Below are 15,392 nucleotides of genomic sequence, written 5' to 3'. Positions count from 1 at the left end.
CGGTCAGGCTGTCGCGCCAGTCGGATCGGTATGCAGAATATTGTCCGCGCTCAGATCGCTGAGATCGTCCAATCCCGAGAATTGCGCCACAGTCTCAACCGACGCTGTGTTGGGTGCAGCAAAGTCCACTTTCACCAGCACACTGTCTGTCCCGTCGGTTGCCATGACATAGATTTCATCCCCGGCCTGAGCGCCGCTCAGGTTTTCAACCGCGGTTTCGATTGAGTTGACGGAGAGATCGCTCAGTTCAGTGGTGAGGCCGACTACGCCTGTATTGGTGCCAATCGTATCGCCAACTGCCAGAGTCTCGACGCCTGTTCCATCGCCCCGCAGCGATCCGACATTCAACCCGTCGAACCTCAGCGCATCGGTTATGTCTGAGGCTGGCCCAATGGTGAAACCAGTTATCGTGTCCATGCCATTCGTCGTTGGATCGGCTTCAAAAATAACCACGTCACGTCCGGCTTCGCTGACGTCGATTGTGTCATCCCCTTCGTGACCTTGAACGAAGGTGTCGCCACCAGTCGCAAGCAGCATGTCAGCTCCGGACGTCCCAATCTGGTAGAGGGTCGGGCCACCATCCGGGGTTGTGATCGTCAGTTCAATCGGTTGGCCTGCGTCCTGAACAGTCATGGTGAATGTCACCAAAGGCTGCGACAAGTCCGTGAAAGTGGTCGCGGCTCCGGCGAAACTGATGGCTGAGCTGCTGACAGGGTTGGACAGGAACAGATCGAATGCGCCGTTTTCCACGTCCGACCCAGTGTCGAATGTCACGACCGATGGGTCGAAACCCAACTCGGCTGTCATCGCGAGCCCGCTGGAGATATCCCGGTCAGAGTCTGCGTAGATTTCGAAGGTCACCGTCGGACCACTGACGCCCGCTTGGGTTATGACATAGGCCGCCGGTTCATAAGCTTCGTTTTCGTCGGTCGCAGTCAAGGGGTCCGGTCCACCCGATACTGTTGCATCGGCGGCGAAATCCAGGTCATCGCCAGCATCGATCCCTGAAAACGCGGTGTTTGCGACGGTCAAAGACCATGAACCATCGGCAGCAACGTTCGCTGTTCCAACAGGGTTGCCGTTAAGCGTAACATCCACTGCCTGTCCTGCGCTCAAACCGACTGAGTTGCCCGACACGGTGACACCGGATGCCTGCGCGTCTGACAGAGAAATCGCGCCATTGGCTCCGATAGAGTCCATGGACAGAAGCGGTCGGAAATCTGTTGTGATAGAGGTTGTCGCCGGGTTGGACGTATTGCCCGCAAGATCGGTCACGCCAGCCGATATCTGATAGTTGGTGCTGTCTGACAGGGCCGCGAGATCCGCGGTCGGAACTGTTGCCGACCAACTCCCGCTCGATGCGACGCCGGTATAGGTCTGACCGTTCAGCGTCACCGTCACCGTTTGCCCATCTTCGGCATCGGTCGTGCCGTCTATGGTAAGATCCGTTCCCTGTTCAATCACATCCAGCTCTGATCCAACCGACAGAGGGTTGATGGACACCATTGGTGCATCGAAATCAGTGTTGAAACTTGCGGTCGCGTCGGAGCTGTTGCCTGCCGCATCCGCAACTGATGCTTCGACACTGTAGCTGATGCCGCTCTGCAAGGCTGTCAGGTCCGAAGATGGAGCGGTGTAGGTCCAATTGCCACTGTTGACGGTGGCGGTGCCGCTGACATCGATTGCGCCGTCGGGCCGGGCGATCTCGACCGTAATCAGTGTTCCATCCGGCGCATCCGACGTGCCGTTTACCGTCAGGTCCGTGCCTTGTTCAGCGGCATTCATGACAGCGCCGTCGGATAGGGTCGAAATGCTGACGGATGGCGCGGTGAAGTCGGTGTCAAAGCTGTTGCTGGCCTGGACTGCCGGGTTCCCTGCCGCATCCGTAACATCGGCCGTAACAGTGATCGTTGACGCATCGGACAAGGCCGCGAGGTCAGCCGCGGGTACCGTGACAGACCACGCTCCACCGGAAACAGCGCCGGTATAGGTCGCTCCGTTGACCGACACGCTCACAATTTGGCCATCTTCTGCCGTAGAAGCGCCTGAGATGGTCAGGTCAGTGTTTTGCTCCGCCGCATTCATAACGGCACCGTCCGAGAAAGTGTCGATGCTCAGCGTTGGTGCGGTAACATCCTTATCCAACGAAACGCTGGCCTGAGGTGCTGCCAACCCGTCGGTATCCGAGACATCTGCGGTGATGGTAAAACTCCCACCGTCTGCCAAGGCGGCAAGGTCACTGGCAGGGACAGTGACACTCCAACTGTCACCAGACACCGAGCCGAAATAGGTCTGACCATCCAGCGTGACCGTGATTTGTTGACCGTCCTGAACGTTTGCCGTCGATCCGGCAATCGTAAGGTCTGTACCCGTTTCAACGTCGTTCAGCACTGCGCCAACTGAAAGAGGGGACACTGCGATCGACGGCCCGGTCAGGTCAACCGGGACAGAGGCCGATGCCGGGACCGATATGTTTCCGGCTGGGTCGCTGACGGTCACGTTGATCTGGGCCGGGACGCCAGTGGTCAACCCGCCCAGATCAGCGCTGGGGATCGTGACGCTCCAACTGCCGCCCGATGCTGTGGTCGAATAAGCCTGCCCGCTGAAAGAGACCGAAACCGGCTGCCCATCAGTGGCTGTGGTTGACCCTGTCAGTGTCAGGTCCGAGACCACGTCGATCAATTCAATCGAACCACCCGCCACTGGGTCCAGTGTGACAGAAGGTGCTGTGAAATCTGTGTCAAAGCTGGCATCCGCCTGCACCCCGGCATTGCCTGCACGATCCGTAACATCGGCGGAGACATTGATTGTTGCACCGTCTGGCAGCGCATTCAGGTCGGCTGCGGGAACGGTCACGCTCCATTGTCCGCCGGATACTGCGCCCGTATAGGTCTGACCGTTGATCGAGACCGTCACGACCCGCCCGTCCTCGGCATTTGTTGCGCCTGTCACGATCAGATCAGTCGACTGTTCCGAGGCGTTCATCACTGCGCCATCCGAGAACCCGGAGATGCTCAGAGTCGGTGGGATGGTGTCCACGTTGAAGGTGACGGTTTCAGCTGAAAGTTCCTCGCCATTTTCGTCCATTGAGCGGACTGACACCGTCTGTACACCCTGTGGAAGGCCGGCGATCTGGTCCGGGGTCAAGGAAATGCTCCAACTGCCATCCGCGTCCGGCGTTGTGGTAACTGTCAGAGACCCAATGGAGACCTCAACGGATTCCGCACCTTCGGGGGCTGTCATGCTTAACCGGGCGCTGCTCAGGAAATTGGACTGGGCGTCGGCCAGATTGAGGAAGGGATAGGTTGGTGCCGGGGCAGGGGCATCGTCGCCACCGCCGCCTCCTCCGCCAGCTGCTGCGGCGGCACCAGCCAGTCCCAGCCCGCCCAAAAGCGCGCCGGTCCCGCTGATGCCGCCTGCACCTGCGGCTGCTCCGGCCTCAACCAGGCTGAACTGTGAGATCTCTGACACCACCTCTTCGGCGATCATGATTGCGCCGCTGTCCAACACCTGAACGTTGTCCGCCGCGACAATGACCTTGCGCCCGTCGGCAAGTTTCAGCATCACATCGCCGCTATCCAGCAGCTTGACCGACCGAACCCCTGGGATGGTCTCGGCAAACTGAAAGGCATAAAGCTCTTCTATCGTGGCCTGTGCCAGCGCGGGCAAGGCCAAAAGGGTCGAGCCCAGCCCGCCAGCGATACCCCGCCCGGCCCAGCGGCGCATCTTGCCGTCGATCCATTGGCGGATGTTTTGTTTGCGCTCGGCATCCGATTGGTCATCAGCCGGAAGGATCGTGAAATCGGGTTTTTTGGTCATCTTGCCCTCATATGTGGTTTCCGCGTCCGCCCGAGGGGGCCAGGTTTTGGTCATCTGTCTTTCCCGTCGGTGACTCATGCGGTCGGACCAGAAAAAGTTTAGTTAAACTGAAGCCGAACTCCGTGTTTTCACCACAATCCCGCTTTGGTTTTGGACCGGGCATCAGATCAACCTGTCATCGGGGCCAGATTTGGCGTGGGGTGATTTGGTATGATGCTTCAGTTCGAAGGTGTGGTTGCAACGGGGAGCGCAGCGCTCGATTCAGGTATCGGCGATACGGCTTTAAAAACGTTTAACGGGGTCACATATCTGTACAGCGTGACAGGTGCCGGCGGTGGCATCACGGTTTGGAGGCTGTCCGAAGGTCAGCTGCCGCAGCAACAGGATACGGAATATTTTAGCGGCACGATCACCTATCAGGTCGGCCGCAGCGGCACGCCGATTTCGCTGGCCGGGGAAGAACAGCTTGTTCTGGATGTGTTTTCCGCCAACGGTCTGGTTGGCTATCAACTGAACCCGAACGGCACAATCGGCACCTTGCAAGAGACCGGAGCCATACCCGGCGGCGGGGATGTGTCTGCCCTGGTGCAGACAGGTTCCGTACTGACCGTCGCCCATGACAGAACCGATCAGATTGCGACCTATACTATCGGCCCCGGCGGAGGGCTGACGGCCGTTTCCACGGTTTCAGGGCAGGCCGATTCGATGCAGGCGTTGCAAATCGGTACGGACCACTATGTGATTGCGGCAGATGCGGCGAGTAACACGGTCAGCACCTACAATGTCGATGGCACAACGGGCGCGTTGACTGAGACAGACAACAGCGATGCGCTGTCCACTTTGGGAATTGGTACGCCGACCGCGGTCGAAGTGGTGCAGGCCTATGGGCAATCCTGGGTCGTTGTTGCCGGCGCGGGCAGCAGTTCGCTGAGTGTTATGGAGCTGGCGGCCGATGGCAGCCTGACGCCGACCGATCACGTTCTGGATTCGCTGCACACCCGGTTTGGCAACGTGCAGGACTTGTCCGTTGTCGAAGTGGACGGCCACGTTTTTGTCGTGGCCGGAGGTGGAGATGACGGGGTCACACTATTCACACTCACCCCCGGTGGGCAGCTTGTGCATCAGGACAGCTTTGAGGACACACTGGCCAGCGGATTGCAAAACGTCCAGACCCTTAGCGTTGCCGAAGTCGGGGACGAGTTGCAGATCCTCGTTGCCTCGCAACAGGATGCGGGTCTGACACAACTGTCGGTTTCGACCGCAGATCTGGGGATCGTGCGTGGCGGTTTCGGGACAGTCACCGGGACGGCGCAGAATGACATGCTCAGCGGCAGTATTCTTGAAACGACGCTGATCGGTGGGGCCGGGGATGACATCCTGATCGCAGGCGTAGGCGCGACCACGATGATCGGCGGGGCAGGTGCGGACATCTTTGTCATGCAATATGGCAGCGACCCGACGACGATTGACGGCTTTGAAGCCGGTGTCGATCGGTTGGATATGTTCGATTATCCCTTGCTGCGTTCGCCGGATCAGTTGACTTTCACCCCTACGGCGCAGGGGGCGCGGATCGAGTTTCTTGGTGAAACGATCCACATCACCTCATCCACCGGCGGCCCTTTGACCCGCGATCAGGTGTTCGGGCCAGGTTTTGAAGGCCCTGACCATATACCCGTCGATTTCGGAGATTTCGGCGGGCTCGACCCCGGCAGCTCCGACGGGGTTCTGGGGGACATTACTGTCGATTCAGAGGCGGCGAACCCCGGGCTGACTGACGCTGAAATCCTGTTCACACCCGAGGGCGGCGGCACCGTTTCTGTACGAGCGGATGATGAAGGGCAGTTCGACCTTGAACTGCCACCCGGCACATATGCAGGTGCTTTGGAGATCATCAAAACCTACTCAACGGCCAGCGGCGATATCACTGCGCTTGACGCGTTGCAGGTTCTGAGGATTTCGGTCGGGCTGGACCCGACCTGGGGGCCTGCGACGCCGGAAAATCTGATAGCGGCGGACATCAATCAGGACGGCGTGGTGAACGCTTTGGACGCATTGGCGATCCTACAGGTCGCTGTTGGTCTGCCCACAGAGCATGAGGCGGAATGGGTATTTCTGGACGATGACGCCGACCTGTCGGGGATCACCAGTACCAATGTCACCTATGAGACAGGCGTGGAGGTCATCGTGGTCGACAATGTGCTGACCACTGACATGACCTCAATCCTATTGGGCAATCTGGAACCCATTTAAGTTGGCAACCGGGCTATTCGCGGAACGCCCGGTTGAAGTAATCCGCCATGGGTTTGATCATGTAGGACAAAGGCGTTCTTTCGTCGGTTTTGATCATGGTTTCCACTGGCATACCGGGCAACAGAGGCTGCCCGTTCAGGCGATCCACCTGACCCTCTTCGGGGATGACCTCGGCGCGGTAAAAGGTCATGCCTGTGGCCTCATCGGTGAAAGTATCGGCCGAAACCGTGATGACCTTGCCGTCGATCTCGGGTGTTTCACGCTGGTTAAAGGCGGGAAAGCGCAGGGCCACGGGTTGACCGATATGCAGCTGGTCAACGTGGATTGCTTCGACGCGCGCCGCTACCAGCAATGGCGTGTCCTGCGGCACCACATACATCATGGGTTCCGCGGGCTGAATCACCGATTGCAGCGCGAAAACCTGGCTTCCGTAAACCCGTCCACCCACAGGAGCGCGAATATCGAGTCGTGACAGGCGCACATCCAAAGACAGACGGCGTTCGGCCAGTTCCGAAATCTGGGCCTGTACGTCCCGCAGCGCGGTGATGGCCTCTTCGCGTCGTGTGGCTTCGAGTTCAACAATCTCGATCTCGGTGGCGGCAATCTGCCCTGCCAAACGTGCGACCGAGGCTTCAAGTCGCCCGATCTCACCCAACAGGCTGGCTTCTTCCCGTTGCAGGGCCGAAACCCGACTGGCCGGGGTCAGGCCGCGGTCAAACAGGCTCTGCTGGTCTTTCAATTCATCCTGTATCAGATCGACCTGCCGTCGCAGCGAAACAAGCTGTGCCTCGGTGCCCTCAATCTCGCTTTCGATCTGAACCCGTTGCTTGCCCAGTTGCTGAATCTGCTGGGTCAGCGTTTCCAGACGGGCTTCGAACAGGTTTTGCTGCCCAGCAATCAAGTCGGGCTGAATGCCTTCTTGTTTCTGAAGGTTGGCCAATATGCTGGCCAGTGCCTGGGCGTCCTGACCGTCACGCTCAGCTTCCAGACGGGCGCGGCGGGTCAGCAGTTCGAACAGTTGGGCTTCGACGATCGTTTTTTCGGAGGACAGGAACGTGTCATCCAGACGAACCATGAGATCACCTGCGGCAACCTCATCCCCGTCGCGCACGAAAATCTCACCGACAACGCCGCCATCGGGATGTTCCACCACCTGCCGGTTGCTTTGCACTTCGATATTGCCTTGCGAGATGATCGCCCCTGCCAGACGGGTTTGAACTGACCAGATTCCCAGCCCGCCGACTAGTACGGCCAAAGCAACAAACCCCACAATCGCCGGAGCCGTGATGTTCCAAACCGGACGGGTGTCCATTTTCTTATTGTCCTGCATCAGCTTCCTACCTGGCTGAGGCCGCGTTTGATGGCGCTGGCATTCTGAACCATTGCGCCCAGCACCTGATCGCGGCTGCCGGATTTCACGATCTGGCCCTTTTCCATCACCGCCAGCTCATCACATTCCGAGATCGCCTGCGGGCGGTGCGTCATGATGATTGCGGATTTACCCGCGGATTTCGCATCCCGTACCGCGGCGTTCAATGCCTCGGTCCCTTCGGCGTCCAGGGCCGAGTTCGGTTCGTCCAGAACCAGCAGCACCGGGTTGCCATACAGCGCACGAGCCAAAGCGATACGTTGCTTCTGCCCGCCGGAGAGCTGGCTGTCATTGCCCTCCAGAAAGGTGTCATAGCCCTTGTCCAGTTTCAGGATCAGATCATGTGCCTTGGCTTTTCTGGCGGCCTCAACCACCGCTTCGGGGTCCGGGCTTTCGGACATGCGGGCAATGTTCTCGGCTACGGTTCCGTTGAACAGAGTCACCTCCTGCGGCAGATACCCGATGTGTTGGCCCAGATCATTGGGGTCATATTGGTCCAATGTGGCTCCGCCCAAACGTATCTCACCAGCAGCAGGCTGCCAAAGGCACAGCAAGGCCTTGGCCAGCGTAGATTTGCCCGATCCGCTTTTGCCGATCACACCCAGCGCCTTGCCCGGCTCGACCCGCATCGTGACGTTGCGCAGGGTCGGAGTCTTTCCGCCGGGCGGGATGACTGTCAGGCCCTTGGTCGCCAATTTTGCCTCGGGCACGGGCAGTTTAGTGCGAGACGTTTCAGGTGGAGTGGAATCCAGAAACTGGTTCAACGATGTCCATGCGGTGCGGGCGCGCTCGATCATGCCCCACTGGCCGATCGCCTGCTCGACCGGAGCAAGCGCCCGGCCCAACAGAATCGACCCCGCAATCATTGCACCGGGCGTCAATTCATTGCGCAGCACCAGCCACGCACCAAGCGCCAGCATTGTGGATTGTAGCAATAGCCGCAGCGATTTCGTCAGCGAGGTAAAGCTGCCGGTCCAGTCACTGGCTGCAATGGTCTGACGTAGCGCGTTGGTCCTTTGTTTTTGCCACCGTCTGGTGATGTCTTCCTGCATCCCTTGTGAACGGACAACCTCGGCCGCCTGTCTGGCATGTTCCGAGAACGCATTTGCCTGGGCCGAGGCCCGCTGCGCGTCGGCCACCTTTTGATGGGTCAGGCCCTGGTTGAGCAACGCAATGACAATCAGCAGCACGCCACCCGCCACAGCCAGCCAACCCAGCAGAGGGTGGAACAGAAAGATCGCGGCCACAAACACCGGTGTCCAAGGGATATCCATCACCGCCAGCAAAATGGGCGAGGAGCACAACCTCTGAATGGACTCCAGATCCCGCAATGCCGTTGCCGGAGCGGATCGAGCCTTTGGATGCAATGAGTGTCGCAAGGTTGCGTCGAACACCCGTTCATCCAGCTGCGACTGGAACCGCGCGCCGAAGCGCGCGACGATTCGGCCTCGGGCGTAATCCAGCATAGCCATCAGGCCATAGAGCAGCACCACAAGCAAAAACAGGGCGGTTAGCGTTTCAACCGCGCGGGACCCCAGTACCCGGTCGTAGACCTGCAACATGAACAGTGGTCCCGTCAGCATCAAAAGGTTGACGAAGATACTGAACAGGAAGGCCAAAGCCAGAAAGGTCATGCCCTGATTGCGCACATTTCGCAGCTCATATCGGGGCATCATGCGATTTTGGGTATTCACGAACGGAGCCTCTGGTTTCTGTTATCAGCGCTGCTTTGGCAACTTGGTGTGAGAGTACCTTAGAGCGTTACCGCAGGGCTGAAAATGACGGAGTCGGTGGATCGGCGAAAACCTTATGGGTGTCAACGCGAGGCCGGCAGAACCTAAGGGCGTGCGCAGTTTCATGCCGGGGGGCCGGCATTGCTCCGCGAAAACGAGCCGTTGATGCGTTGCCGCGCCGACACGCAATACGGATGCACGGCATAGGTGTATCGGTCGCAAAAAATGTGCTAACACAAGGGTGTAGATTTGGGTGTGAGATTGGTGTTCGGTAAAAATTGTTGGATGATAAGCCGCGATTTCTGTGTGTAGGTCTTGATGGGACCCTGTTGCGGAGCGACATTCTGTTCGAGACATTTTGGGCCGACTTGCCCGCACATTGGATGTCTCCGGTCGGAATGGTGGCAGCGTTTCGCAGCGGACGGGCCTCCCTCAAACGTTATTTGTCTGATCAGGCTGCGTTGGATGTGGCTGCGTTGCCTTACGATCCCGAGGTGATCTGCTATGTCGAAGACCGGCGAGCAAAAGGGGGTAGAACGGTTCTGATCACCGCCAGCGACGACAAAATCGCTCAGGACGTTGCCGCGCATCTTGGCATTTTTTACGAGGTCTATGGATCAAACGGTTCCCTGAACCTCAAAGGTGAACACAAGCAGGCGTTTCTGACTGAGAAGTTTGGCGATACCGGGTACAATTATGTAGGCGATTCAGTTGCTGACGTGGCCGTTTGGAAGAATTCGGCCAATGCGGTGACGGTCAATTCCGATGACTTAGTGCGCGAAGCAGTGGAACAGGCGAACAGCTGGGTTGAACATCTTGTCACGCGGCCATCTACGCTTGGGCCATATATCACGGCGCTAAGGCCGCATCAGCGGCTGAAGAACGCCTTGATCTTCGTACCCATGATGGTGGGCCATGCATGTGACACCGGAACGCGTTATGTTTCGCTGGTGGCATTTGTGTGCTTCTGCACCGTTGTCTCCAGTGTCTATGTAACAAACGACCTGCTTGATTTGGCGGCAGACCGGGCGCAACCCAAAAAATGCGCCCTCCCATTCGCATCGGGCGAGGCGTCGATCATCCACGGCACATTCATAAGCTTTGGCGTGGCAACGGGCACTACGTTGTCCGTCTGGCTGCTGATGTTTTCGATGTTCTTTTTCTTGTCCCTCGCGGCGGTTAAGCGGCAAGCCGAACTAATCGACAACGAAAAGCGTGGCCAGCCCGAGGTCAACGGCCGGGGGTACACGGTGGGGGATCTGGAAATTATCTCGATGATTGCTGTCAGTGCCGGATTTGTCTCGGTGCTGGTTCTGGGCCTTTACCTGAACTCACCCGAAGTCACTGAACTTTACAGCCGTCCCGAGCTGTTGTGGGGGGCCTGTCTGGTACTTTTGTTCTGGATCACCCGGATTCTCATGGTCGCACATCGCGGAGCCATGCACGACGACCCGGTCATCTATGCAGCCAAAGACAAGGTAAGCCTGATGTGTCTTGCCGCCATCCTTTTGTTCGCGCTGCTGGGGGTATAGCTGTGACCCGGTCCGCTCTTGTTCTGCGGTACACGGCCTTTGCCATCGTTGCGACCGTCGTGAACCTAGCAGCGCAGCGATTGGTATTGTTGCAGCAAGAGAACAACTTGCAGTTTGGGATTGCGCTGGCGGTTGGCACGTTGGCAGGTCTGGTGGTGAAATATATCCTGGATAAACACTGGATATTTTACGACTCCGATACGGGCCTGAAGCAGCATGGCAAAAAGTTCTCGCTCTATACCACCATGGGAATCTTCACGACCTGCATATTCTGGGGTTTTGAGACCGCGTTCTGGGTCCTTTGGAAAACGGACATCATGCGAGAGCTGGGGGCAGTGATCGGGTTGAGCATCGGGTATGTCGTCAAATACAATCTGGACAAACGATATGTGTTCTCCCGGCGCGCGCCCGAGGTGCGGCGATGAAAGTATCGGGATGGGGGCGGTATCCGGTCGTAGAGACCAACATATTCGCACCACGCACCGAGGATGCGCTGCGTGAGTTGATTGCGGAACACCCCAGCCTGATCGCCCGGGGCAATGGGCGAGCCTACGGGGATAGTGCGGTCAGCAGTTTAACCACCGTCCAGACACGCCACCTGAACAAGATGATCAGCTTTGACCAAACCACCGGTCAATTGGTCGCCGAAGCCGGAGTTCTGCTGGGCGACGTCATCGACGCCTTTCTTCCGCGCGGCTGGTTTCCCATCGTCACGCCGGGAACGAAATTCGTCACGCTCGGGGGTGCGATTGCGGCGGATGTTCATGGCAAGAACCACCATGTTGACGGCAGTTTTCGCTGCTGCGTCGACTGGATCGACATCATGGGCGCTGATGGTCGAGTGCAGAGGTGCTCGCCCATTGAAAATGTTGAGCTTTTTGAATGCTCGCTGGGTGGTATGGGCCTGACCGGCTTTATCCTGCGCGCTGCGATCCGGCTGCGCCCGGTGGACAGTGGCTGGATTCGCCAGTCCGCCCAGGTGGCCCCGAACCTTGAAGCCGCGATAGAGGTTTTCGATCACACGCAGCAGGCCACCTATTCCGTTGCTTGGATTGACTGCCTGGGAGCTGGTGACAAATTGGGGCGGTCTATTGTCATGTCCGGTACGCACGCGACGGTATCAGACTTGGCGCCCCGGCATCTTTCAAATCGCTATCCGATGGCAAAGAAAGGCAGGCTGAGCGTTCCTTTCAATTGCCCTACTGCTGCGCTGAACAAGTACAGCGTCCGCGCCTTCAACGCGCTGTATTATTGGGCGGGGCAACGCAAGGCTGGGGGCACAAGCCTTGTGGACTATGACCGGTTTTTCTATCCGCTGGATTCGATTCTGGGCTGGAACAAAATCTATGGCCGCAAGGGTTTCGTGCAGTTTCAATGCGTTTTGCCGCTGAACAGTTCCCGGGACGGGCTGACCGCGCTTTTGACCGAGATATCGAAGCACGGGCTGGGGTCCTTTCTGGCCGTACTCAAGCGGCTTGGACCACAGAACAGCCGTTTCTCATTCCCGCAAGAAGGGTACACTTTGGCGCTTGATTTCCCGGTGAATGAGAAAACGCTGAAACTTCAGGACACCTTATATGACATCGCCGCCGGATTTGGAGGTCGGTTCTATCTGGCCAAAGACAGCTGCATGTCAGCGGAAGTGTTGCGCCGATCCGACGGGCGAGTGGACAGTTTTGTGACATCAAGGCGAGAACAGGGGTGGTCCGAGCGCTTTCACTCGGCACAATCGGAAAGACTTTGTCTATGATCAGGAATTCAGCACTAATTCTGGGTGCGCGCTCGGACATCGGAGTTGCGACCGCGCATGGATTAGCCGCCGCCGGCTACCCGGTTGTACTGGCCGCGCGGAATGTCGCCGGGCTTGAGGCCGAAAAGCAGGACATCCAGTTGCGCTATGGCGTCGAGGTCACTTTGGCTGAGTTCGATGTGCTGAATACCGACAGTTTCGGGCCCTTCATCGCATCTCTGCCCGACCTCCCCGAAATTGCGGTCTGCGCTGTTGGTCTGATGGGAGATCAGGATGAGAATGAGGTGGATACAGCCGCCGCGCAGGCCGTGTTCCGCAGCAACTTTGAAGGACCAGCGCAAATCTTCGCTTTGCTCGGGAGCGCGTTTGCCGAACGTGGTGCGGGGACATTGGTTGGCATCAGTTCGGTTGCTGGTGTACGCGGGCGCGCCTCAAACTATGTCTATGGCTCGGCGAAGGCAGGTTTCACGGCCTTTCTTTCAGGCCTGCGCAACCGGCTGTACGACGACGGTGTTCATGTCGTCACCGTTCTGCCCGGGTTCGTGAATACACAAATGACTGCCGGTATGGATTTGCCTGCGCGACTGACCGCCGAGCCAGAAGAAGTCGGAGAGGCCATCGTCAAAGCTGTGCAGAAAAGAAAAAACGTCATCTATGTAAAGCCGATTTGGCAGCTCATTATGTCGGTGATCAGAAATATTCCCGAGGGTATTTTCAAAAAAACCCAAATTTGACCAGCCCATTAGGACGGAATGGACGACGCCAGATGCGCAAAGGCATGAACACAGCAATTGGATCGACCTTGAGCGGTTTGGCGCAGCGTCTGATCAATCTGCCTGCGACGGTCATCTATTTCGGTTACTTTGGCCTGCTGTCCTTGATGACGTCCCGGGCGATCATTCAATCCATGGCGGAGATCCCAAGTTACCACATGACTGATTGGGGAATAAACTATGCCGGTGGCTTTGTCCGGCGTGGGTTTATTGGTGAAATTCTGCTTTATCTGTCCAGAACCTTTGGGTGGGATTTCGCGACCATGGTCACCAGCCTGGCAGTGGTGACTTCAATGGCCTTTCTATATTTTGCCGCCAGATTGTTTTATCCGCTGCGCGGAAATCACTGGGCGTGGTTTTTGATCTATGCACCTTTCGGCTTTGTCGCCCCCGTCCTCAACGACAACATTGCCGGTCATAAAGATTCATTACTGCTGTGTCTGGCGGGTATTTTGTTTTTTGTTTCTGCAACCTGGCCGCAAGGTAAAAAGCGAGAGGTTGCGATCTATGTCCTGCTTTTGCTCACTGCACCCCTTTTGCTTATCCACGAAGGCTATGTGATTTTCCTGCCAGTATTGTTTGTGGCGCTGACAACGCTGCCGCTTACAATTCGGGTTTTTGCGATCGGTATCCTGATCGGCCTGATAGATTTGGCCGTGTTCCTTTACAGTGTGACCCATGCAGGTGACATCGTGCAGCGCGATGCCATGATGTCGGCGTTTTACTCGGAAATGCCATTGGCATGGGCTCTGAGGCCTTTGGATGAATATGTGGCGTTCTTTTATATCGGGCAAAACTTTGTAGAGGCGCAGTGGTTTGTCGGGCCTCGTGCCTACGGCGGGGCGTCTCAGCTGCCAGCGGCCCTGATCATGATCGTGGGACCACTTTTGGTCTTCGCCTGCAAGATCGGGATGAGGCGGGTTTTTCAGAACTGGTCCGTGATGGGAATCATTGCCGCCACGCTCGTCACTTTTTCGATCGTGGCGCAGGTGCTGATTTTCCCGATCATTCTGGACTGGACCCGGTTCCTGAGCCTGTATCTGATGGTCTGTTCTCTGGCTCTGGTTACCCGGGTATGGGCATCCGATCCCGGCTGGTCTCAACTGCCGGGAGTGGCCACGTATGACAATGGCATCACGCGATATACATTGGCGTGGTTTCTGTTCGCATCCATGTTTTTCCTCAAGCCGGGCAAGGTGGCCCCTGACATCATCAAATTCGATGCAGGAGACGTGTTTACCGTGGCTATGATCACGTTCGCGATTTTCGCAGGCTGTGTGCTTGGGCGCCGAACAGCCACAGCGCCGGGATCGGGGGGCAAGGATGCGGTTTGACGTCAGGATGATCGCCGTGGCGCTTGTGGGCTTTTGCACCACACCGGGTCTGGCCCAAGATCGGCAAACCTCGCCAAATGCGCTGGCGGCGCGCATCTTGAATGACGAAAACAGGACGCACGCCGCCGGTTCATGGTCCAGCCTTATCCCGAACCCCAATCATAAGTCATCGGTCGTTTTCTCGACGCAGGCCGTGTCCGGGGCATCCCCAGCTATTCTGACGGTCAGTTGCATCCGACGCGAGGCCAGCGTCAACATCCTGTTCGACGGCCCCGGCACGGTATTGCCGTCGGTCGTTCAAATAGCCGTTCATGCGCCGGGTAAGGAAAAGCTCACATATTTTGGAGTTCCCCTTCCCGCCGCCGACTCGGTCGGTGTCTTCCGGGGAACCGCAAACTACTTTGTTCAGGACATCCAGAGCGCGGATTATGTTGACATCTCGCTTCTCAACGAACAGTTGACGTGGCGGTTCCGGATCGACGGGCTAACTGAGGCGCTGACGCAGGTCGATGACGATTGCTACTTCATCAACTGGAGGGCGCTCGATCCCTCATTCCTGCGTCTTGCTCGCCTGGAAATGCTCAGAAAATCTGGCGATACCGGCGACTTGCAGCAAGAGATCGAGTTGCTGTCCAGTTTGATTGATGGTGATCGCATCGGGTCCGAATTTCAGGAGTCTGATCATGAAACTCTGCAACGAATATTGAAGGAGCTGACGGAACATACACCATAGTGTTGAGGTGGCGGTTGGGTGTTGCCGTCCGTCCACGTTTGCTTTGGCACAATGCCTTGCAACTCATAAGTTTATGAAATTTATTGCAACACACGCAAG

General features: G+C 57.5%; 10 protein-coding genes. 7 read left to right on the top strand and 3 right to left on the bottom strand.

Translation table 11 applies throughout. From position 1 onward, the window contains the following. Positions 1-3: 3 nt before the first annotated feature. Entirely contained in the window at positions 4-3,873 is a 3,870-nt protein-coding gene (locus ACOQOY_RS02680; RefSeq protein WP_420583943.1) for a beta strand repeat-containing protein, read from the bottom strand. 156 nt (positions 3,874-4,029) lie between these two features. Here ACOQOY_RS02680 and ACOQOY_RS02675 point away from each other — a divergent pair, with 156 nt between their 5' ends. After that, positions 4,030-6,069, top strand: a complete 2,040-nt coding sequence (locus tag ACOQOY_RS02675; RefSeq protein WP_420583942.1) for a beta-propeller fold lactonase family protein — start codon at positions 4,030-4,032, stop codon at positions 6,067-6,069. Positions 6,070-6,082: 13 nt separating this feature from the next. Here ACOQOY_RS02675 and ACOQOY_RS02670 read toward each other — a convergent pair whose 3' ends face one another. Next, complete coding sequence (locus tag ACOQOY_RS02670; protein WP_420583941.1) at positions 6,083-7,399, bottom strand: HlyD family type I secretion periplasmic adaptor subunit; 1,317 nt, start codon at positions 7,397-7,399, stop codon at positions 6,083-6,085. Further along, positions 7,399-9,114, bottom strand: a complete 1,716-nt coding sequence (locus tag ACOQOY_RS02665; RefSeq protein WP_420584024.1) for a type I secretion system permease/ATPase — start codon at positions 9,112-9,114, stop codon at positions 7,399-7,401. Before ACOQOY_RS02665 ends, ACOQOY_RS02670 begins: the two co-directional genes overlap by 1 nt. A 335-nt stretch (positions 9,115-9,449) precedes the next feature. Here ACOQOY_RS02665 and ACOQOY_RS02660 point away from each other — a divergent pair, with 335 nt between their 5' ends. Genes ACOQOY_RS02660 through ACOQOY_RS02635 form a run of 6 tightly spaced genes read left to right on the top strand, consistent with a single transcriptional unit; the run spans position 9,450 to position 15,293 of the window. Then, positions 9,450-10,703: a UbiA family prenyltransferase gene (locus ACOQOY_RS02660; protein ID WP_420583940.1), complete on the top strand. Its 1,254-nt coding sequence runs from the start codon at positions 9,450-9,452 to the stop codon at positions 10,701-10,703. A 2-nt stretch (positions 10,704-10,705) separates the two neighbouring features. Further along, on the top strand, positions 10,706-11,128 hold the full coding sequence (locus ACOQOY_RS02655) for a GtrA family protein (protein WP_420583939.1): 423 nt from the start codon (positions 10,706-10,708) through the stop codon (positions 11,126-11,128). Next, complete coding sequence (locus ACOQOY_RS02650; protein ID WP_420583938.1) at positions 11,125-12,453, top strand: FAD-binding protein; 1,329 nt, start codon at positions 11,125-11,127, stop codon at positions 12,451-12,453. Before ACOQOY_RS02655 ends, ACOQOY_RS02650 begins: the two co-directional genes overlap by 4 nt. Further along, entirely contained in the window at positions 12,450-13,187 is a 738-nt protein-coding gene (locus ACOQOY_RS02645) for an SDR family oxidoreductase (RefSeq protein ID WP_420583937.1), read from the top strand. The genes ACOQOY_RS02650 and ACOQOY_RS02645 overlap by 4 nt, the downstream gene beginning before the upstream one ends. 44 nt (positions 13,188-13,231) lie before the next feature. Next, positions 13,232-14,560 (top strand): hypothetical protein, encoded by a 1,329-nt coding sequence (locus tag ACOQOY_RS02640; RefSeq protein ID WP_420583936.1) that lies wholly within the window; start codon positions 13,232-13,234, stop codon positions 14,558-14,560. Next, a complete protein-coding gene (locus ACOQOY_RS02635; RefSeq protein ID WP_420583935.1) occupies positions 14,550-15,293 on the top strand; it encodes a hypothetical protein in 744 nt (247 codons plus the stop codon). Before ACOQOY_RS02640 ends, ACOQOY_RS02635 begins: the two co-directional genes overlap by 11 nt. Positions 15,294-15,392 lie beyond the last annotated feature (99 nt).

Origin of the sequence: Ruegeria sp. (assembly GCF_965221235.1) — a bacterium.
In the GTDB taxonomy this organism is placed as follows: Bacteria; Pseudomonadota; Alphaproteobacteria; order Rhodobacterales; family Rhodobacteraceae; genus Ruegeria.
The sequence above is the reverse complement of the archived record's forward strand: the minus strand, read 5'-3'. Positions and strand labels throughout refer to the sequence as shown.